Origin of the sequence: Streptomyces sp. NPDC096048 (genome assembly GCF_044763415.1) — a bacterium.
Lineage (GTDB): Bacteria > Actinomycetota > Actinomycetes > Streptomycetales > Streptomycetaceae > Streptomyces.
The window spans coordinates 403,107-423,033 of record NZ_JBIWGG010000003.1 but is presented as its reverse complement, the minus strand read 5'-3'; the positions used below and the strand labels follow the sequence as shown (position 1 = coordinate 423,033).

Annotated in this window: 18 protein-coding genes; 13 read left to right on the top strand and 5 right to left on the bottom strand. The window is 73.2% G+C overall.

The window, feature by feature from the left end:
• Window positions 1-119: 119 nt before the first annotated feature.
• The gene (locus tag ACIQ6R_RS09865) at window positions 120-1,313 is read left to right on the top strand and encodes a hypothetical protein (RefSeq protein ID WP_404220032.1); all 1,194 of its coding nucleotides are present in this window, start codon (window positions 120-122) and stop codon (window positions 1,311-1,313) included.
• A 48-nt stretch (window positions 1,314-1,361) separates the two neighbouring features.
• Here ACIQ6R_RS09865 and ACIQ6R_RS09860 read toward each other — a convergent pair whose 3' ends face one another.
• Window positions 1,362-2,600, bottom strand: coding sequence for a glycosyltransferase 87 family protein (locus ACIQ6R_RS09860; protein WP_404220314.1), 1,239 nt, complete (start codon window positions 2,598-2,600; stop codon window positions 1,362-1,364).
• A 119-nt stretch (window positions 2,601-2,719) separates the two neighbouring features.
• Between ACIQ6R_RS09860 and ACIQ6R_RS09855 the strand changes: the two genes are divergently transcribed.
• Window positions 2,720-3,862: a glycosyltransferase family 4 protein gene (locus tag ACIQ6R_RS09855; RefSeq protein WP_404220030.1), complete on the top strand. Its 1,143-nt coding sequence runs from the start codon at window positions 2,720-2,722 to the stop codon at window positions 3,860-3,862.
• 134 nt (window positions 3,863-3,996) lie between these two features.
• Here ACIQ6R_RS09855 and ACIQ6R_RS09850 read toward each other — a convergent pair whose 3' ends face one another.
• The gene (locus tag ACIQ6R_RS09850) at window positions 3,997-5,793 is read right to left on the bottom strand and encodes an AMP-dependent synthetase/ligase (RefSeq protein ID WP_404220028.1); all 1,797 of its coding nucleotides are present in this window, start codon (window positions 5,791-5,793) and stop codon (window positions 3,997-3,999) included.
• 332 nt (window positions 5,794-6,125) lie between these two features.
• On the opposite strand from ACIQ6R_RS09850, the gene ACIQ6R_RS09845 reads away from it, so the two are divergent.
• The 6 genes from ACIQ6R_RS09845 to ACIQ6R_RS09820 all read left to right on the top strand — a co-directional run bounded on the left by ACIQ6R_RS09845 (window position 6,126) and on the right by ACIQ6R_RS09820 (window position 11,367).
• Entirely contained in the window at window positions 6,126-6,923 is a 798-nt protein-coding gene (locus ACIQ6R_RS09845; protein WP_404174403.1) for a metallophosphoesterase, read from the top strand.
• Between the two features lie 163 nt (window positions 6,924-7,086).
• The gene (locus ACIQ6R_RS09840; RefSeq protein WP_102930789.1) at window positions 7,087-7,521 is read left to right on the top strand and encodes an SRPBCC family protein; all 435 of its coding nucleotides are present in this window, start codon (window positions 7,087-7,089) and stop codon (window positions 7,519-7,521) included.
• 122 nt (window positions 7,522-7,643) lie between these two features.
• On the top strand, window positions 7,644-8,828 hold the full coding sequence (locus ACIQ6R_RS09835) for an ArsA family ATPase (protein WP_404220026.1): 1,185 nt from the start codon (window positions 7,644-7,646) through the stop codon (window positions 8,826-8,828).
• Between the two features lie 57 nt (window positions 8,829-8,885).
• Window positions 8,886-9,440: a DUF5304 domain-containing protein gene (locus tag ACIQ6R_RS09830; RefSeq protein ID WP_404220024.1), complete on the top strand. Its 555-nt coding sequence runs from the start codon at window positions 8,886-8,888 to the stop codon at window positions 9,438-9,440.
• Window positions 9,441-9,494: 54 nt separating this feature from the next.
• Window positions 9,495-10,448 (top strand): ROK family glucokinase, encoded by a 954-nt coding sequence (locus tag ACIQ6R_RS09825; protein ID WP_404174391.1) that lies wholly within the window; start codon window positions 9,495-9,497, stop codon window positions 10,446-10,448.
• 157 nt (window positions 10,449-10,605) lie between these two features.
• Window positions 10,606-11,367 (top strand): endonuclease/exonuclease/phosphatase family protein, encoded by a 762-nt coding sequence (locus tag ACIQ6R_RS09820; RefSeq protein ID WP_404174388.1) that lies wholly within the window; start codon window positions 10,606-10,608, stop codon window positions 11,365-11,367.
• A gap of 6 nt (window positions 11,368-11,373) precedes the next feature.
• Here ACIQ6R_RS09820 and ACIQ6R_RS09815 read toward each other — a convergent pair whose 3' ends face one another.
• Both ACIQ6R_RS09815 and ACIQ6R_RS09810 read right to left on the bottom strand, forming a co-directional pair.
• Window positions 11,374-12,054: a hypothetical protein gene (locus tag ACIQ6R_RS09815; protein WP_404220022.1), complete on the bottom strand. Its 681-nt coding sequence runs from the start codon at window positions 12,052-12,054 to the stop codon at window positions 11,374-11,376.
• Window positions 12,047-12,850, bottom strand: coding sequence for an alpha/beta hydrolase (locus tag ACIQ6R_RS09810; RefSeq protein ID WP_404174383.1), 804 nt, complete (start codon window positions 12,848-12,850; stop codon window positions 12,047-12,049). The genes ACIQ6R_RS09815 and ACIQ6R_RS09810 overlap by 8 nt, the downstream gene beginning before the upstream one ends.
• Window positions 12,851-13,066: 216 nt before the next feature.
• On the opposite strand from ACIQ6R_RS09810, the gene ACIQ6R_RS09805 reads away from it, so the two are divergent.
• The 5 genes from ACIQ6R_RS09805 (at window position 13,067) to ACIQ6R_RS09785 (ending at window position 18,013) form a co-directional block, all read left to right on the top strand.
• On the top strand, window positions 13,067-13,855 hold the full coding sequence (locus ACIQ6R_RS09805) for a lysophospholipid acyltransferase family protein (RefSeq protein WP_404174380.1): 789 nt from the start codon (window positions 13,067-13,069) through the stop codon (window positions 13,853-13,855).
• Between the two features lie 48 nt (window positions 13,856-13,903).
• Window positions 13,904-15,148, top strand: coding sequence for a MacS family sensor histidine kinase (macS, locus tag ACIQ6R_RS09800; protein WP_404220020.1), 1,245 nt, complete (start codon window positions 13,904-13,906; stop codon window positions 15,146-15,148).
• Window positions 15,145-15,822, top strand: coding sequence for a response regulator (locus ACIQ6R_RS09795; RefSeq protein WP_404174374.1), 678 nt, complete (start codon window positions 15,145-15,147; stop codon window positions 15,820-15,822). The genes macS and ACIQ6R_RS09795 overlap by 4 nt, the downstream gene beginning before the upstream one ends.
• Before the next feature lie 52 nt (window positions 15,823-15,874).
• Window positions 15,875-16,903, top strand: a complete 1,029-nt coding sequence (locus ACIQ6R_RS09790; RefSeq protein WP_404174371.1) for a 6-phosphofructokinase — start codon at window positions 15,875-15,877, stop codon at window positions 16,901-16,903.
• A gap of 114 nt (window positions 16,904-17,017) precedes the next feature.
• Window positions 17,018-18,013, top strand: a complete 996-nt coding sequence (locus tag ACIQ6R_RS09785) for a 2-hydroxyacid dehydrogenase (RefSeq protein ID WP_404220018.1) — start codon at window positions 17,018-17,020, stop codon at window positions 18,011-18,013.
• Here ACIQ6R_RS09785 and ACIQ6R_RS09780 read toward each other — a convergent pair.
• A complete protein-coding gene (locus ACIQ6R_RS09780; RefSeq protein ID WP_404220312.1) occupies window positions 17,965-19,848 on the bottom strand; it encodes an anthranilate synthase family protein in 1,884 nt (627 codons plus the stop codon). The genes ACIQ6R_RS09785 and ACIQ6R_RS09780 overlap by 49 nt on opposite strands.
• Between the last annotated feature and the right edge of the window lie 79 nt (window positions 19,849-19,927).

The window sequence follows — 19,927 nt, the reverse complement described above, 5'->3', positions numbered from 1 at the left end:
CCGGGGCTGACCTTCACGGTCACCGGGTCTGACCTTCTCGGTCACCGGGCCTGGGCCTCGCGGCCCTTCGGTCCCTCCGCCCGCTGCCCCCTTCGGCCGGACGCCCGTACGATCGGGAGGTGGCTGGTCGAAGGCGGGTGTCGGGTTCCTCGGTGGTGGCGCTGTGCCTGCTGCTCGTCTCCCTCGTGGCCTGCGGCGGCCGGGCCGCCGCCGACCCCGTCCCGGCCGAGGTGCAGCGGGTACTGGACCGGCGTGCGGAAGCCGTCCTCGACCACGACCGGGCGGCCTACACGCGTACGGGCACCGGGGCCGGCTTCGACAACCTGCGCGAGGTGCCGCTGGCCGCCTGGTCGTACCGCGTGACCGGCGTGGACCGCACCGGGGACACCGCCACCGCCGACGTCGAGCTGCGCTACCGCGTCGAGGGCCACGACCGGGGCCCCGTCACCACCGGCCGCACCCTGCGGCTGAGCCGGGACGGTGCGGACGGGCGGTGGACCGTCGACTCCGACCGGCCCGCGAAGCGGTCCGGCCAGCAGCCGTGGGACCAGGGCGCGGTCGAGGTCGTCCGGGGGACGCACAGCCTCGTGCTCGGCGTCGGTCAGTCCACCGGGGCGCTGCGCGGCTACGCGGACCTGGCCGACCGGGCGGTGCCGGCCGTGTCGGACGCCTGGGACGGCGACTGGGCCCGCCGGGTCGTCGTACTGGTGCCGAAGTCGCTGGAGGGGATGGCGGGCCTGCTCGGCTCGCCCGCCTCCTCCTACCGGGGCATCGCGGCGGTCACCACCGGCGAGACGGGCGGCCGGGAGCAGGCCCCGGCGGACCGGATCATCGTCAATCCCGACGCGTACGGGCTCCTCGGCGACCTGGGCAAACAGGTCGTGCTCACCCACGAGACCACCCACGTCGCCACCCGCGCCGACACCACCGCCGCCACCCCGCTGTGGCTGTCCGAGGGCTACGCGGACTGGGTCGGCTACCGCGACGGCGACCGCACCCCCGCCGAGGCCGCCCCCGAGCTGGCCGGCGCGGTCGCCGAGGGCCGCGTGCCCGCGAGTCTCCCGACCGACGAGGACTTCGGCTTCACCGCCGACGCGGGCGGACTGGCCCGCGCCTACGAGGGCGGCTGGCTGGCCTGCCGCATGATCGCCGACCTGTGGGGCGAGGACCGCCTGGACGCCTTCTACCGCGCCGTCGGCGCGCACGAGAAGCGCGCGGGCGCGGTCGAGGACGCGATGAACGAGGTGCTCGCGACGACGCCGGAGGAGTTCACGGCACGGTGGCGGGAGTATCTGCGGGCGCAGTTCGACTGAGGCCGCTCCGCTCGCGTCGCCCCACGGGTCGGTGCGGACGCCGTCCGCTCAAGGGGAGGCCGGTGCCTTGTCGGGGCGGGCGGCGCGGGACGGCGGCGTCGGTACGGGTGTCCCGCGCGGTGCCGTGTCGCGCCACAGGGCGCGGGCCGCGAGGAGCGCCGCGGCGACCAGCAGGCCGTTGCGGACGACGAGCAGGGCGATGCCGAGCGGGTCGCTCGCGACGACCTCGGCGAACCAGACCGGGAACTCCAGCACCGTCACCAGGCTCGCCGCCAGCACCAGGGCGACCGGGACCCGCATGCGGCTCGCCCGGAAGCACCGGCAGACCGCGGCGAGGCCGATCAGCCACACCAGGTACTGCGGACTGATCACCCGGCTCGTGACCGTGAACATCAGCACCGCCACGAAGGCCGCGTCCGCCGCCGTGTGCGCCGCGAAGCGCGTGGCCGCCAGCCGCCACAGCAGCAGCCAGCCGAACGCCGTCGCGGTCAGTGCGAGGGCGACCGTGCTCACCGCGCCCACGTACGGGCCGAGGAACTCGACCGAGCCGTAGTTGAGCAGCACCTCGCCGTCCCAGCCGAAGTGCCGGGCGACGTGGAAGACCAGCGAGCCCAGTGACTCCACCTCGGTGCCCCGGTCGCGCTGGAACGTCAGGAACGCGAACGCCCCCGGCATCGTCGCGGCGAACAGCGCCGCAAGCCCGGCCCCGCTCAGCGCCGCGGCGGCCCACGGCGCCCGCCCGCGCATCCCGAGGAGCACCAGTGCCGGCCACACCTTCAGCAGCGCCCCGAGCGCCGCCAGGGCCCCCGCCACGCGCGGATGCCGGCCGGCGGCGAGCAGCGCCGCCACCGCGACGGCGGTGACCATCACGTCGTAGCGGGCGTACACCGTCGGACCGAGCAGCGGAACGCCCGCCACCCACACCCACGCACCGCGCGACGAGCGCCCGGTGCCCCGGCCCGCGTGCCACAGCAGGGCGAGGACGGCCAGGTCCACGGCACAGGCCAGGACGAAGAAGGCCGTCGCGTACTCCAGGAAGGGCAGCAGCGCGGGGGAGAGGATCGCGAAGGCCGCCGCGGGCGGGTACTGCCAGGTGACGTCGTCCAGCGGAAACGTTCCGGTGCGCAGGACCTCGTACCAGTCCCGGTAGATGACGGACACGTCGCCGGTGACGTCCGGACCGGGGAAGACCAGCACCTTCAGCACGAACAGCAGCAGCACCAGCCGCGTGGCGCCCCAGGCCGTCAGCAGCCACGCCGCGGGCCGCCTCGCGTCCGTCGTCTCCACGTGCTCCCTGCCCGTCCGCGTGCCGTGCTTCGCGGCCATGATGACCCGGACACCTGTGCGTGTGCCACCGGAGGCACCGGGCCCCGCGCCGCGCGACGGGTTCGGTAGGGTCGGCGGCGATGCGCAAGACCTTGATCGTGACGAACGACTTCCCGCCCCGCCCGGGCGGCATCCAGGCCTTCCTGCACAACATGGCCTTGCGGCTGGACCCCGAGCGGCTCGTCGTCTACGCCTCCACCTGGAAGCGCGGCCGGGAGGGCACCGAGGCCACCGCCGCCTTCGACGCCGAGCAGCCCTTCACGGTCGTACGGGACCGTACGACGATGCTGCTGCCGACACCGGGCGCGACCCGGCGGGCCGTCGGGCTGCTGCGCGAGCACGGGTGCACGTCGGTGTGGTTCGGGGCGGCGGCGCCCCTCGGGCTGATGGCGCCGGCGCTCCGGAAGGCGGGGGCCGAGCGGATCGTCGCCACCACCCACGGCCACGAGGCAGGGTGGGCCCAGCTGCCCGCCGCCCGGCGACTGCTGCGCCGGATCGGGGAGTCGACGGACACGATCACCTACCTCGGCGAGTACACGCGCTCGCGGATCGCGGGCGCGCTCGCCCCGGACGCCGCCGCGCGGATGGTGCGGCTGCCGCCCGGTGTCGACGAGAAGACGTTCCACCCGGGCAGCGGCGGCGACGAGGTGCGGGCCCGGCTCGGACTGTCCGAGCGGCCGGTCGTGGTGTGCGTCTCGCGGCTGGTGCCGCGCAAGGGCCAGGACACCCTGATCCGGGCGATGCCCCGCATCCTCGCCGCCGAGCCCGACGCCGTACTGCTGATCGTCGGCGGCGGCCCCTACGAGAAGGACCTGCGCCGCCTCGCCGCCGAGACCGGCGTCGCCAACTCCGTCCACTTCACCGGCGCCGTCCCCTGGTCCGAGCTGCCCGCGCACTACGGCGCCGGCGACGTCTTCGCCATGCCGTGCCGGACCCGCCGGGGCGGCCTGGACGTCGAGGGCCTCGGCATCGTCTACCTGGAGGCCTCCGCGACCGGCCTGCCCGTGGTCGCGGGCGACTCCGGCGGGGCTCCCGACGCCGTACTCGACGGAGAGACCGGCTGGGTGGTGCGCGGCAGCGACGAGGAACAGGCCGCCGACCGCGTCGTCACCCTCCTCGGCGACCCGGAACTACGCCGCCGCATGGGCGAGCGCGGCCGGACCTGGGTCGAGGAGAAGTGGCGCTGGGACCTGCTGGCGGAGCACTTGAGAACACTCCTGTAGAGCAGCGCCCCGGCAAGGGGCGCGAGGCTGTGTCGCGGTGCGGCTCCGCCGCGCGGGCGCGACAAGCCACCACGCACCCGCATCCGCACCCGCCCACGGCGACGCCGACGAGGGGCACCCCGGTACGCGCCCCCCTACTTGGAGTAGATCGCCTCGATCTCGTCCACATAGTCCTTGGCGACGACACTCCGCTTCAGCTTCAGCGACGGCGTCAGATGCCCCGAGTCCTCCGTGAACTGGGCGGACAGCACACGGAACTTCCGCACCGACTCCGCCTTGGAGACCGCCGCGTTGCCGTCGTCGATCGCCGACTGGACCGCGGCGAGCAGATCCGGGTCCTCCCGCAGCGACGCCGCCGTCGAACCGGCCGGTTTGCCGTGGTCCGCGCACCACCGGCCGAGGAACTCCTCGTCGATGGTGACCAGCGCGCCCACGAACGGCCGCCCGTCACCGACCACCATGCACTCCGCGACCAGCGCGTGCGCGCGGATGCGGTCCTCTATGACGGCCGGGGCGACGTTCTTGCCGCCGGCGGTGACGATGATCTCCTTCTTGCGGCCGGTGATCGAAAGATAGCCGTCCTCGTCGAGGGTGCCGATGTCGCCGGTGTGGAACCAGCCGTCGGCCAGCGCCTCGGCGGTCGCGCCCGGGTTGTTCCAGTACTCCTTGAACAGGTGATCGCCGTGCAGCAGCACCTCCCCGTCGTCCGCGATGCGCACCACGGAGCCGGGCAGCGGCTGGCCGACCGTGCCGATCTTCTGCCGGTCCCAGGGGTTGAAGGCGGTGGCCGCGCAGGACTCGGTCAGGCCGTAGCCCTCCAGGACGGTGAAGCCGATGCCGCGGAAGAAGTGACCGAGCCGCTCACCGAGCGGGGCGCCACCGGAGATGGCGTACTCGCCGCGTCCGCCGAGGACCGTGCGGAGCTTGCTGTAGACGAGCTTGTCGAAGACCTTGTGCTTGATCTTCAGGCCGACGGACGGGCCCGAGGGGGTGTCCAGGGCCTTGCTGTACGCGATCGCCGTGTCCGCGGCCTTGTCGAAGATCTTGCCCTTGCCGTCGGCCTGCGCCTTGGCGCGCGCCGAGTTGTAGACCTTCTCGAAGACGCGCGGCACACCGAGGATCAGCGTGGGCCGGAACGCGGCCAGCTCGTCGGTGAGGTCCTTGATGTCGGGGACGCAGCCCAGCTTGATCGGCGCGATCATCGGCGCGACCTGGACGAGGCGGCCGAAGACGTGGGCGAGCGGGAGGAAGAGGAGGACGGAGCACTCACCGGTGCGGAAGAGCGGCCGCAGCCGCTCCACCACGTTCCCGCACTCGGCGAAGAAGCTGCGGTGGGTGAGCACGCAGCCCTTGGGGCGGCCGGTGGTGCCGGAGGTGTAGACGATGGTCGCCGGGTCGTCGGCCTTCGCGATCGAGCCGCGCTCCTCGACGGCCTGGTCCGTGACGTCCTGGCCCAGGCGCCCCAGCTCCTCCACGGCCCCGGAGTCGATCTGCCAGACGTGCTTCAGGGCGGGCAGCCGCTCGCGCACCGACTCGACGGTGGCGGCGTGCCCGGCCGACTCCACGACGCACGCCGTGGCACCCGAGTCGCTGAGGATCCACTGCACCTGCTCGGGCGAGCTGGTCTCGTACACCGGCACGGTGATCGCGCCCGCGCACCAGATCGCGAAGTCCAGCAGGGTCCACTCGTAGCGCGTACGGGACATCAGGCCGACCCGGTCGCCCGGCTGGACCCCGGAGGCGATGAGGCCCTTGGCGGCGGCCTGCACCTCGGTGAGGAAGTCGCGGGCGGTCACGTCCTGCCACGCGCCGGCCACCTTGCGGGAGATGACGGCGACGTCCGGGTGCTGCGCGGCGTTTCTGCGGACGATGTCGGTCAGATTTCCGTCCGCAGGGACCTCGTACAAAGCCGGAAGGCTGAACTCGCGCAAGACTGCTGCTCCTCATAAGGCGCCGGCGCCACGACGTTGTGCGATGCGACGGTGCGGTCCAAGGCTCGGGCAAGTGCTCGGGAGAACACATGCTGATCAGATGTTGGATCACATGCCGATTCACATGTTGAAAACCAGAGCACGACTGGACTGCCCGGACGTTACCCGCCGGTATGCCTTCTCCGACAGGGGGTCCCCGCGAGATGTTCGCTGCGTCACACGGATGGGGTTTCCTTTGCGCACAGTAGTCGACGGATCAACCGACCAGCCAGTAACCGCAGGTCCCACCGCCACTGTTCACAGGAGGCACGCGCTGCTTACGCTTGATCGTCATGGCACCCACACCGCCCGGTAACAGAAGGACGCGCGTCCATGTGGTCAGCGACGTCCATGGCAACGCCCGCGACCTGGCCAGGGCCGGTGAGGGCGCCGACGCCCTGATCTGCCTCGGTGACCTGGTCCTCTTCCTCGACTACGCCGACCACACGCGCGGCATCTTCCCCGACCTGTTCGGCGCCGCGAACGCCGACCGCATCGTCGAGCTGCGCACCGCCCGCCGCTTCGCCGAGGCGCAGGAGTTCCAGGCGCGGCTGTGGGCCGGCGTCGGCGGGGACCGGCGCGAGCTGATCGAGGGGGCGGTGCGCAAGCAGTACGCCGAGCTGTTCGCCGCCTTCCCCACCCCGACGTACGCCACCTACGGCAACGTCGACATGCCGCCCCTGTGGCGGGAGTACGCCGGCCCCGGCACCACCGTGCTCGACGGTGAGCGGGTGGAGATCGGCGGCCGGGTCTTCGGCTTCGTCGGCGGCGGCCTGCGCACCCCGATGCGCACGCCCTACGAGATCGGCGACGAGGAGTACGCGGCGAAGATCGAGGCCGTCGGCGAGGTGGACGTGCTCTGCACGCACATCCCGCCGGAGGTGCCGGAACTGGTCTACGACACGGTGGCGCGGCGCTTCGAGCGGGGCAGCCGCGCGCTGCTGGACGCGATCCGCCGCACCCGCCCCCGCTACGCCCTGTTCGGGCACGTGCACCAGCCGCTGGCGCGCCGGATGCGGATCGGGGCCACCGAGTGCGTGAACGTCGGGCACTTCGCGTCGACGGGGCGGCCGTGGGCGCTGGAGTGGTGAGCCGGGGGCGTCGCGGTGGCCGGACTTGCGCAGGTAGGTGGTGACATTCGCGCTGCCCGTGCGCGATAGCCTTCACGCGGCACACACGTGCGTGCCACGGGCGCACGACGATCCGGCGCACGACGACCCTCAGTACCGGCCCGCATCTGGAGGAGCCACAGCGATGGCGGAACACACCAGCTCGAGCATCACGATCGAGGCGGCACCGGCCGACGTCATGGCGGTGATCGCCGACTTCGCCCGCTACCCGGACTGGACCGGTGAGGTGAAGGAGGCGGAGGTCCTCGCGACCGACGCGCAGGGGCGTGCCGAGCAGGTCCGACTCGTCATGGACGCCGGGGCGATCAAGGACGACCAGACGCTGGGGTACACCTGGACCGGTGAGCACGAGGTGTCCTGGACGCTGGTGAAGTCCCAGATGCTGCGCTCCCTGGACGGCTCCTATCTGCTCCGCCCGGCCGGCACGGGCACGGAGGTCACCTACCGGCTCACGGTCGACGTCAAGATCCCGATGCTGGGCATGATCAAGCGCAAGGCGGAAAAGGTCATCATCGACCGGGCACTGGCGGGCCTGAAGAAGCGAGTCGAGTCGGCGTAGCCGCGGGCAGTCGTGCCGCAGGGCGGCACGGGCGGGCGCAGCGGCAGCGGCACCCCGCGACGCCGGGCCGCCCCCCGGCACCCGCACCCGGCGCCGCCGAGGCACCGGTACCGTTCAGCCTCATGCGCACCATCCTGATCACGGGCCCCGGCGGCAGCGGCCGTACCACCGTCGCCGCCGCCACCGCGCTCGCCGCCGCCCGGCAGGGCACCCGCACCCTGCTCCTCGGCGCCGACCGCGACGACACCCTCGGCGCCGTGCTCGGGATGCCCACCGGCGGACCCGCTCCGATCACCGTCGAGCCCCGCCTCACCGCCTGGCGGCCCGACGCCGCGAAGGGGTTCCGGGACGGCCTCGCCGCCCTCCAGGACCGCGCCGCCTCCGCGCTCGACCTCCTCGGCGCCGGCCGCCTCGACCCCGAGGAACTCACCCCCCTGCCCGGCGCCGGCGAACTCGCCCTGCTGCGTGCCCTGCGCGACGCCGCCCTCGCCGAGGGCCCCGATCGACACGAACTCCTCGTCGTCGACCTCCCGCCCGCGCCGCGCGCCCTCGCGCTACTCGCCCTGCCCGAGGAACTGCGCCGCTACCTGCGCCGTCTCCTGCCGCCCGAGCGGCAGGCGGCCCGTGCCCTGCGCCCCGTCCTCGGCCGGCTCGCCGGCGTCCCCATGCCCGCCGAGGCGCTCTACGAGGCCGCCGCCCGCTGGGACCTGGAACTCGCCGCCGCGGAAGCCGTCGTCGCCGACCGGAACACCGTCGTACGGCTGGTCGCCGAGCCGGGCCCGGCCGGTCTGGACGCCGTCCGCTCCGCCACCCTCGGCCTCGCCCTGCGGGGTTTGCGCACCGACCTGCTGGTCGCCAACCGCGTCCTGCCCGAGGACACCCCGGCGGACAGCTGGCTCACCGGCCCCCTCACCCAGCAGCGCAAGACGCTGGAGGAGTGGCAGGGTACGTACGACGTCCGCACCGTCGCCCACCTCGGACGGGACCCGCGCGGCGGGGACGACCTGGCGGCGCTCGACGCGCCGGGCGTCAACGGGGGCGTCCCCCCGGTCGAGTGGCCCGTCACCGACCGGCTGGCCGAGGACGGCGTGCTGGTCTGGAACATCCCGCTGCCCGGCGCCGCACGCGACGAGCTCGACCTGGTCCGCCGCGGTGACGAACTGGTCGTCACCGCCGGGCCGTTCCGCCGGATCGTGCCGCTGCCGTCCGCGCTGCGCCGCTGCACGGTCGACGGGGCCGCCCTGCGGGAGGGCACGCTCGCCGTCCGGTTCGCGCCGGACCCGAGGCTGTGGCCGCGGAGCCGCTGAACGCGCCGCACCCGTTCGGGTAACGTCGTAAGGACGAACCGTAGTCAGGAGTCCGTCATGAGCGAAGAGCTCCCCCCGTCCGAGGCCCCTCGCCCCGACGAGGCCGACGCGGTCGACGGGGCCGGCGCAACACGGCCGGCCGACGCCGACGCCTGGGCGACGGCGTGCGCCGAGGACCTGGAGGCGGAGAAGGCCCGCCGCCGGGCCGAGTACGGGCCGCCGTCCGGCTCGGCCGCCGAGGAGCTGCGCCGGCTCGTCGACACCGTCGCGGACAAGCTGGCCGGCCTCCAGTCCCCGCTGTTCGGCCAGGTCGCCGGACCGGCCGCCCAGCAGGTGGTCCGACAGGTCGTCCAGCAGGCCAAGGCCGCCGTCGAACCGGTCATCGAGCGCAACCCGGACGTCTTCGACCACCTCGCCGCCGCCGGCGGCGAACTCCTCGCCGCCTACCGCTCCGCCGTCCAGAACCAGGAGCGCCGCTGGACCGCCGGGGCCTCGGGGGACGACCCCCGCGACCCCCGCGACCTGGACGAACCGCGTGACGACGCAGGCGACACCGGACGCGACGACGGCGACGAGGGCACCGGCCCGGGCCAGCGCATCGACTTGGACTGACACCGCCCTCGGGTACGGTTGGCCCTAGCGGGGCTCGACCGAACTGAGGGATTCATGGGACTCACCATCGGCGTCGACATCGGCGGCACGAAGATCGCGGCCGGCGTGGTCGACGAGGAAGGCAACATCCTCTCGACCCACAAGGTGCCGACCCCCACCACGCCCGAGGCCATCGTGGACGCCATCGCCTCCGCGGTGGAGGGTGCTCGCGTGGGGCACGAGATCGTCGGCGTCGGCATCGGCGCCGCCGGATACGTCGACCGGCAGCGCTCCACGGTCTACTTCGCGCCCAACATCGACTGGCGCCAGGAGCCGCTCAAGGAGAAGGTCGAGGCCCGCGTCGGCCTCCCGGTCGTCGTGGAGAACGACGCCAACGCCGCGGCCTGGGGCGAGTACAAGTTCGGTGGCGGCAAGGGCCACCGCAACGTCATCTGCATCACCCTCGGCACCGGCCTCGGCGGCGGCATCATCATCGGCAACAAGCTGCGCCGCGGCCACTTCGGCGTGGCCGCCGAGTTCGGCCACATCCGCATGGTGCCGGACGGCCTGCTGTGCGGCTGCGGCTCGCAGGGCTGCTGGGAGCAGTACGCCTCCGGCCGCGCCCTCGTGCGCTACGCCAAGCAGCGCGCCAACGCCACCCCCGAGCGCGCCGAGGTGCTGCTCGCGCTCGGCGACGGCACCCCCGACGGCATCGAGGGCAAGCACATCTCGGTCGCCGCCCGCCAGGGCTGCCCGGTCGCGGTCGACTCCTACCGCGAGCTGGCCCGCTGGGCCGGCGCCGGCCTCGCCGACCTGGCCTCCCTCTTCGACCCGTCCGCCTTCATCGTCGGCGGCGGCCTCTCCGACGAGGGCGACCTGGTCCTCGACCCGATCCGCAAGTCGTACAAGCGGTGGCTGGTCGGCGGCAACTGGCGCCCGGTCGCCGACGTGGTCGCCGCCCGGCTCGGCAACAAGGCCGGCCTCGTCGGCGCGGCCGACCTGGCCCGGGAGCCCGACCCGATCATGTAGGCGTACGGCGCTCGCACGTCCTTGAAGGGGCGCGGGGCGGAGTCCATTCAGGGCTCCGCCCCGCGGGCGCGACACGCCACGACGAACCGGCAGTCGCCCAGGATCCTCGCGCCCCGCGCTGTCGGGCGTCCGGCCTCCGCTCCCGTAAATTGACCCCATGGCAACGTCCCTCCAGCCGCTCCCCAACTCCCGCACCGAACCCGACGGTTCCGCCGTCATCCGGGTCCTCAGCTACAACATCCGCTCGATGCGCGACGACACCGACGCCCTCGCCCGCGTGATCGCGGCCTGCGCCCCCGACCTCGTCCTCCTCCAGGAGGCTCCCCGGTTCTTCCGCTGGCGCAAGAAGCTCACCCGCCTTGCCGCCGCGTCCGGGCTGGTACTCCTGTCCGGGGGCGGCACCGCCGCCGGGCCCGCGCTGCTGTGCTCCCTGCGCGCCACCGTGGAGCGCACCGAGGACGTGCTGCTCCCGCTCACCCCCGGCCGGCACCGCCGCGGCCTCGCCACCGCGGTGGTCCGGATCGGCGGGGCCCGCCTCGGCGTCCTGAGCTGCCACCTGTCACTGGAGGCGGACGAGCGGTACGAGCAGGCCGGCCTGCTCCTCGACCGGCTCGCCGGCCTGGGCGTGACGCACGCCGTGGCGGGCGGCGACCTGAACGAGCGTCCCGGCGGCCGCACCTTCCGGCGGCTCGGCGACGGTCTGCGGGACTGCTGGACCGCCGAGCCCTGGGGCGGCGAGTACACCTTCTCCGCCACCGGTCCCGACCGGCGGATCGACGCGGTCTTCGTCACGGAGGGCATCGAGGTCCTGGGCTGCGGGGTGCCGCTCGGGCTCCCCGGGGTGGCCGAGGACGACCTGAGGGCGGCCACGGACCACCTCCCGGTCCTGACCGCCCTCCGCGTTCCCGCGTCTGTCTGACAGGCCCTAGACCACCGCGCCCCGCCCCGGATCGTCGTCGTCCTCGTCGCCCGTCCGCATCCGCATGACCAGCGTGGCGAAGCCGCCGAGGAAGCCGCCGATGCTGAGGGTCTGCAGCCACCAGGTCATGTCCCAGCCGAGCACCACCGCCAGCAGGAGCAGCACGGGGCCGCCGAGCACGCCCAGCCAGGCGAACTTCGCGGTGGGGTCGCCCTCGGGAAGCGGGGGCGGCTCGGGCGGTACGAAGTGGCCCTCGTCGTCCTCGCCGATGTCACCGTCCTCGCCGAGCTCGTCGTCCGAGGGCTCGGCCAGGGTGTGGTCGCGCGGGCCGACACCCGGGGCGAACGCCACGGAGCCGCCCAGGGGCCGGGCCGAGGCCGGCCGGTCCGCCGCGGGGCGGTCCGTCTCGGGGCGGTCCGTCTCGGGTCTGTCGTCGTTGGTCTCCGGTTCCAGGAGCGCCAGGTCCTCCACCGACTTGAACGGCTTCGCGCCCGGCGGGTCCGGCGGCTCGTCCCCGTACCCGGCGACGATCGCGGCCCAGGCGGCGTCCTCGTCGATGGGCACGCCCTGCTCCTCGGGCGCGCGGTCCGCCGCGCGCTCCTGTCCCTCGCGGTGCTCCCGCTCCCGTTCCAGGTCCCGCTCCTCGCGCTCCTCGCGGTCCTCGCGGTCGGAGTCGTGCTCAGCCACCTGCGGCCGTCCCTTCCTTGCCGAGACCGGGCTCCGGCTCCCCGACGGAACCGGGCGCGAGCCGGCCGATGAACGCGACGCTCTCCGCGAAGATCCGGTCCGCATCGTGGTCCAACGTCGCCACGTGGTAGCTCTGTTCCAGCAGGATCTCCGTGACGTCCGTCGACGAGACCCGGCCGAGGATGCGGGCCGAGTCGGCCGGCGGCACCACATGGTCCTGCGGACTGCGCAACAACAGCAGGGGCTGGGTCACCTGCGGCAGGTCGCCGTCGGCGAGACGGAAGAACCTGCGCAGCGAGTGCGCCGCGTGCAGCGGCACCTTGTCGTACCCCAGCTCCGAGCTGAGCGGCTTGGCGATGTCGCTGGCGATGCCCTTCGTCGCGGGCAGCAGATGGCGCACGACGGGAAGGGCGTGCTGGGCCACGCCGTGCATCCGGTTCGCCGGGTTGACGACCACGACGCCCGACACCGCGTCCCCGTGCTTGGCGGCGAGCCGCAGGGCCAGCGCGCCGCCCATGGACAGGCCGGCCACGAAGACGCGCGCGCAGCGCTCCCGCAGGGCACGCAGCTCGCGGTCCACCTCCGCGTACCAGTCCTGCCAGCCGGTGACCTGCATGTCCTGCCAGCTCGTGCCGTGCCCGGGCAGCAGTGGCAGCGCCACGGTCAGATCGCGCGCGGCGAGGTACTGGGCCCAGGGGCGCAGCGACTGCGGGGAACCGGTGAAGCCGTGGCAGAGGAGGACGCCGACCTCACCGCCCTCGTGGCGGAACGGCTCGGCTCCGGGCAGGACCGGCACGTCTCGGTCTCCTGTCGTCAGGGGGGCCGGCACAGCCGGACCGTCGGGTGCGATGGACGCGGTGCGGTACTCGCGGGTACTTCGCGGCGGTACTCGCGGGTACTTCACCGTACGCGACCGCACTGACACCGACCAGGGCCGTCGGGGCCATTGACGGTGCCCCGGGATAAGGTCGGACCCACGGACACGGGAGGCACTGGGGTGTTGTACGGCACGATGAAGCTCACCATCGGAGGGTCGCTGAAGCTCGCCTTCCGGCCCTGGGTGGAAGGCATGGAGCACATCCCGGCCGACGGCCCCGCCATTCTGGCGAGCAACCACCTGTCGTTCTCCGACTCGTTCTTCCTGCCGGCCGTCCTGGACCGCAAGGTGACCTTCATCGCCAAGGCCGAGTACTTCAACACTCCCGGGGTCAAGGGCCGGCTGACCGCCGCCTTCTTCAAAGGGGTCGGCCAGCTGCCCGTGGACCGCTCCGGGGCACGCGGCGCGGGCGAGGCCGCCATCAAGAGCGGCATAGACGTACTGGAGCGGGGCGAGCTGTTCGGCATCTACCCCGAGGGCACGCGCTCCCCGGACGGCCGGCTCTACCGGGGCAAGCCGGGCGGCCTCGCGCGCGTGGCGCTCGCCACCGGTGCGCCCGTCGTCCCGGTCGCCATGATCGACACCGAGAAGATCCAGCCGCCCGGCCAGGTGATGCCGAAGCTGATGCGGCCCGGCATCCGGATCGGCAAGCCCCTGGACTTCACCCGCTACCAGGGCATGGAGCACGACCGCTTCGTGCTCCGCGCGGTGACCGACGAGGTCATGTACGAGATCATGAAGCTCTCCGGTCAGGAGTACGTCGACATGTACGCGACCGCCATGAAGCGGCAGCTCGCGGAGGCGGCGAAGGCCGAGAAGGAGGCGGGCAAGGCCGCGAAGGCCGCGCTCGCCCAGGCGGAGAAGGAACAGACCGCCAAGGAGAAGGCGGCGGCCGAGCAGGACCGGACCGCCGGCGACCGCTAGCGGCCGGGGGCCGGGCAGCGGACCGTACGGGCCGTAGGACGGGGGGACATGGCCAGGCGCGAGAGAGTCATGAGGATGTCGGTCGAGCAGCCGCTGTGGCGCGCGCTCGCGGGCTACCGCGTGCTCACCATGCTGTACGCGATCGGCTTCTTCACCACCGCCTACTCCGGCTTCGCCCGCCCCTGGCTCGCCGTCGCCTACTACGCCGTCCTCTTCGTCTGGACCCTGGCGACCCTTCCCAAGGTCGCTGGCGCGGCCAGCTGCACCAAGCGGTTCCTCGCCGCCGACCTCACCATCGCGCTGACCGGCATCCTGCTCACGCCGTTCGCCGACGCCCACGAACGGGTCATGGACGGCGGCCCGACCCTGCCGTCGATATGGACCGCCGGCTCCGTCCTGGCCTTCGCCATCAAGGGCGGCTGGCGCTGGGCGGCCGTCGCCTCCACCCTCGTCGCCGTCGCCAACCTGGTCGAACGCGGCAGCCCCGCCCGCGACACCGTCCACAACGTCATCCTCGTCTGGGTCGCCTCCATCGCGATCGGCTACGTCGTCGAGGTGGCCCGCGCCTCCGAGCGCACCCTCGCCCGCGCCCTGGAGATCGAGGCGGCGACCAGGGAGCGGGAGCGGCTCGCCCGGGACATCCACGACAGCGTGCTCCAGGTGCTGGCGATGGTGCAGCGGCGCGGCGCCGTCATCGGCGGCGAGGCGGCCGAGCTGGGCCGGATGGCCGGTGAGCAGGAGGTGGCGCTGCGCACGCTGGTCTCCGGCGGTCTGGTGCCCGTCTCCCGGGTGTCGGAGGACGCCGCCGAGGGCGCCCTCGTACGCGCGGTGGAGGAACCGGAGCGGGACGATCCGGACGGTCCCGTCGATCTGCGCGCCCTGCTCGCCCCGTACGCCGGTTCCCTCGTGAACCTCGCCGAGCCGGGCGCGCCGGTCCTGCTGGCCCCCCTCGCGGCCCGGGAGGTCGCGGCCGCCGTGGGCGCCGCCCTGGACAACGTCCGCAAGCACGTCGGTGAGCAGGCGCGCGCGTGGATCCTGGTCGAGGACGAGCCGGACGAGGTGATCGTCACCGTCCGCGACGAAGGGCCCGGCATCCCGGAGGGGCGGCTCGCCGAGGCCGAGGGCGAAGGGCGCCTCGGCGTGGCCCTGTCGATCCGGGGCCGGCTGCGCGAACTCGGCGGCACGGCCGAGCTGGTCTCGGTGCCCGGCCAGGGCACGGAGGTCGAACTGAAGGCACCCAAGGCAGCTCAGGAAACCAGCGCCACCGCGCGGGGGAAGGCGGCAGACCGATGACCGAGCGACAGGAGCCGATCAAGGTCATGGTGGTCGACGACCACCCGATGTGGCGCGACGCCGTCGCCCGGGACCTGGCCGAGTCCGGCTTCGACGTGGTCGCCACCGCTGGCGACGGCGACCAGGCCGTGCGCCGGGCCCGGGCCGCCGCGCCCGACGTCCTCGTGCTCGACCTCAACCTGCCGGGCAAGCCCGGCGTCCAGGTCTGCAAGGAGGTCGTCGGCGCCGACCCGAAGCTGCGCGTCCTCGTGCTCTCCGCGAGCGGGGAGCACGCCGACGTGCTGGAGGCGGTGAAGTCCGGCGCGACCGGATACCTGCTGAAGTCGGCCTCCACCGAGGAGTTGCAGGACGCGGTGCGCCGCACGGCCCTCGGCGACCCGGTCTTCACCCCGGGACTGGCCGGACTGGTCCTCGGCGAGTACCGCCGCCTCGCCTCCGAACCGGCCCCGGCCGCGGCGACCGGCGAGCCCGGGGCGCCCCGGCTCACCGACCGTGAGACCGAGGTGCTGCGCCTGGTCGCCAAGGGCCTGAGTTACAAGCAGATCGCCGAACGCCTCGTCATCTCCCACCGCACCGTGCAGAACCACGTACAGAACACCCTGGGCAAGCTCCAGCTGCACAACCGGGTGGAGCTGGTGCGGTACGCGATAGAACGAGGTCTGGACGACGCCTGACCCCTCGCGGGACAGTGGCCCCAACCACCCACCGTGGCAAAGGGGTTACGTGATGAAGGTCGGAGTACTGACCGGAGGCGGCGACTGCCCCGGGCTCAACGCCGTCATCCGGGCCGTCGTCCGCAAGGGCGTACAGGAGTACGGCTACGACTTCGTCGGCTTCCGGGACGGCTGGCGCGGTCCGCTGGAGGGCGACACCGTCCGCCTCGACATCCCGGCCGTCCGCGGCATCCTGCCCCGCGGCGGCACCATCCTCGGCTCCTCGCGCACCAACCCGCTCCAGCACGAGCACGGCATCCGGCGCATCAAGGAGAACCTCGCCAAGCTCGACGTCGAGGCGCTCATCACCATCGGCGGCGAGGACACCCTGGGCGTCGCCACCCGCCTCGCGGACGAGTACGGCGTGCCGTGCGTCGGCGTGCCCAAGACCATCGACAACGACCTGTCCGCCACCGACTACACCTTCGGCTTCGACACGGCGGTGGGCATCGCCACCGAGGCCATCGACCGGCTGCACACCACCGCCGAGTCCCACATGCGCGTGCTCGTCGTCGAGGTCATGGGCCGGCACGCGGGCTGGATCGCGCTGCACTCCGGCCTGGCCGGCGGCGCCAACGTCATCCTCATCCCCGAGCAGCGCTTCGACACCGAGCAGGTCTGCGCCTGGGTGACCTCGCGGTTCCGGGCCTCGTACGCCCCGATCGTCGTCGTCGCCGAGGGGGCGATGCCGCGCGACGGCGACATGGTGCTCAAGGACCAGTCGCTGGACTCCTACGGGCACGTCCGGCTGTCCGGGGTGGGCGAGTGGCTGGCGAAGGAGATCGAGAAACGCACCGGCAAGGAGGCCCGGACCACCGTCCTCGGCCATGTCCAGCGCGGGGGCACGCCCAGCGCCTTCGACCGCTGGCTCGCCACCCGCTTCGGCCTGCACGCCGTCGACTGCGTCCGCGACGGCGACTTCGGCAAGATGGTCGCGCTGCGCGGCACGGACATCGTCCGCGTCCCGATCGCCGACGCCACGGCCCGGCTGAAGACCGTCGACCCGAAACTGTACGAGGAGGTCGGCGTCTTCTTCGGCTGACCGCTGACCGCTGACCGCTGACCGCTGACCGCTGACCGGCGGCTCCGGGCGCCGCGCCGTATATTCGGCCCGGAGCCCAGCACAAGCCCGGAGCCCAGCAGAACGGGAGCGGTCATGGAGATCCTGGCCTTCGGCGTCCAGGCCGACGAGAAGCCCCTGATCGAGCGGGCCTTCCACGGCCACGACGAGATCCGCTGCCTCGACGTCTTCCTCAACGAGGACACCGCCCCCATCGCGGCCGGCCACGAGATCGTCTCCACGTCCGTCAACGCCGACCTCGGCGCGGGCGTCCTGGAGATCCTCGCGGCCGGCGGCACCCGGATGGTGGCCCAGCGCTCCACCGGCTTCAACAACATCGACCTCGACACGGCCGGGCGGCTCGGCATGACCGTCGCCCGGGTGTCGTACTACTCGCCCTACTCGGTCGCCGAATTCGCCTGGACCCTCGCCATGGCCGTCAACCGGCGGATCGTGCGTGCCTCGACCCGCACCCGGGACTTCGACTTCCGCCTGCACGGCCTGATGGGCCGGGACATGCACGGCCGGACCGCCGGTGTCCTCGGCACCGGCAAGATCGGCGAGGCCTTCGCCCGGATCGCCCACGGCTTCGGCATGCGGCTGCTCGGCTGGGACGTCGCCGAGAACCCCGCCTGCATGGAGCTGGGCATGCGCTACGTCCCCAAGGACGAGCTGCTCGCCCACTCCGACCTGGTCACCCTGCACCTCCCGCTGATGGCCGAGACCCGGCACCTGATCGACGCGGCCGCCCTGAAGTCGATGCGGGACGACGCCATCCTGGTCAACTCCAGCCGCGGCGGCCTGATCGACAGCGCCGCCCTCGTCGGCGAGCTGCGCGCGGGCCGCTTCACCGGCGTGGGCCTGGACGTGTACGAGGCGGAGGCGGGCCTGTTCTTCCTCGACAAGTCCCTGGAGGCCATCGCCGACGACACCCTGGCCCGCCTCGTCACCTTCCCGAACGTCCTGGTCACCTCGCACCAGGCGTACTACACCGAGGACGCCGTCGGTCAGATCGTCGACGCCACGGTGCGGAACGTCCTCGACTACCGGGAGGGCCGCCGCTCGGAGAACGTGCTCGTACCGCGCAGCTGACCGGCCAGCTCCCGCACGACCGCGGCACCGTTCAGCGTCAGCACGGACTCCGGGTGGAACTGCACCCCGGCGAAGCCCGGCCCGCGCAGGGCGTGCACCTCGCCGTTGTCCGCGCGGCTCACCTCCACGCCGTGCGCGGTCAGCTCCTGGAGGGCGTCCTCGTCGCAGCGCGCGGTGAAGCTGTTGTAGAAGCCGACGGTCTCCCGCCGCCCGAACAGGTCGATCTCCGTCTGCGCCCCCTGGTACGGCACCTCCTTGCGGACGATGTCCAGCCCCAGCTCGGCCGCGATCAGCTCGTGCCCGAGGCAGACGCCGAGGACGCCGTGCCGGTTCTCCCGGAGCACGTCGGCGGTCAGGGCGCGCAGGAAGCGCATCTTCGGATCCGCCGGGTCGCGGGGGTCACCGGGGCCGGGCCCCAGCACCACCGGGCCCTCGTGCCCGAGCACGGCCTCGCGCAGCCCCGGCTCGTCGTACCGCCGTACGGTCACGGTGAGCCCCGACGAGCGCAGCACGTGCGCGAGCATCGCCGTGAAGGTGTCCTCCGCGTCGACGACCAGGGCGTGCCCCTCCAGCGCGTCCGACGGCTCCTGCATCCGCAGCCAGAACGGCGCCAGCGAGGCCCGGCGCCCGTCCAGCGCCGCCCGCACGCGCGGATCGTCGGCCAGGCTCGGCCGCCCGGCCTTCGCACGCGGCCGGGACGGACGTACGCCCAGCGCCGCCAGTACCCCGGCCGCCTTGGCGTGGGTCTCCGCGACCTCGCCCGCCGGGTCCGAGCCCCGCACCAGCGTGGCGCCGACCGGCACCCGCAGCCGCCCGGCGGCGTCGATGTCGGCGGTGCGGATGAGGATGGGGGAGTCGAGCGTCTGGGCACCGCCGGAGTCCCTGCCGAGCAGCGCCAGCGCTCCCGCGTAGTAGCCGCGCCCGCCGACCTCGTGCCTCTCGATGACCCGGCAGGCGTTCTGCACCGGCGAGCCGGTGACCGTCGCCGCGAACATCGTCTGCTTCAGCACCTCACGCACGTCCAGCGAGGAGCGGCCGCGCAGTTCGTACTCGGTGTGCGCGAGGTGCGCCATCTCCTTGAGCCGCGGCCCGACGACCACGCCGCCCATGTCGCCGACGGTGCACATCATCTTGAGCTCCTCGTCGACCACCATCGACAGCTCCTCGATCTCCTTGCCGTCGGCGAGGAAGCGGAGCAGGTGCTCGGGGGTCGGCCCCTCGGCGGGGTAGCGGTACGTCCCGCTGATCGGGTTCATCACGACCGTCCCGCCGGACATCCGCACGTGCACCTCGGGGCTGGCGCCGACCAGCGTCCGGTCCCCGGTGTGCACCACGAACGTCCAGTACGCGCCCCGCTCGCCCGCCAGCAGCCGCCGGAACAGCGCCAGCGCGTCGGCCCGCCCGAACCCCGGGACCCGCCCCTCGTACGTCCGCCGGATCACGAAGTTGGCGCCCTCGCCGCCTCCGATCTCCTCGTCCAGCACGCGTCCGACGATCTCCGCGTACTCCTCGTCGTCCACGTCGAAGGCGCCGTTCTCGACGTGGACGTCGTGCGCGGGGAGCCGGTCGAGGGCCTCGGCGAGCGGGATGTCGTACCGCTCCTCGGGGGTCAGCACCAGCAGCGGTGTGCCGTCGTCGCGGACGTCGAAGCCGCGCTCGCGGATCTGCCGGAAGGGGACGAGTGCCAGCCCTTCGTCGGGCAGGCCGGCGAGTCTGTCGTGCTCCGTCACCGGGCCGAGCAGCAGTTCCACGGTGTCGTGGTCATGGCCCGGGGTGCGGCGGCGGAGCAGGGCGAACGGGCGTGTATCGGCCAGGAGACCGTCGAGCGGTGTCATGGGGGCGATCGGTGTCATGGGTCCGTGTCCCTCTCGGTGTCTCACAGAGACTCTCGGTGGGAGGAACGGCCCCGGTCGC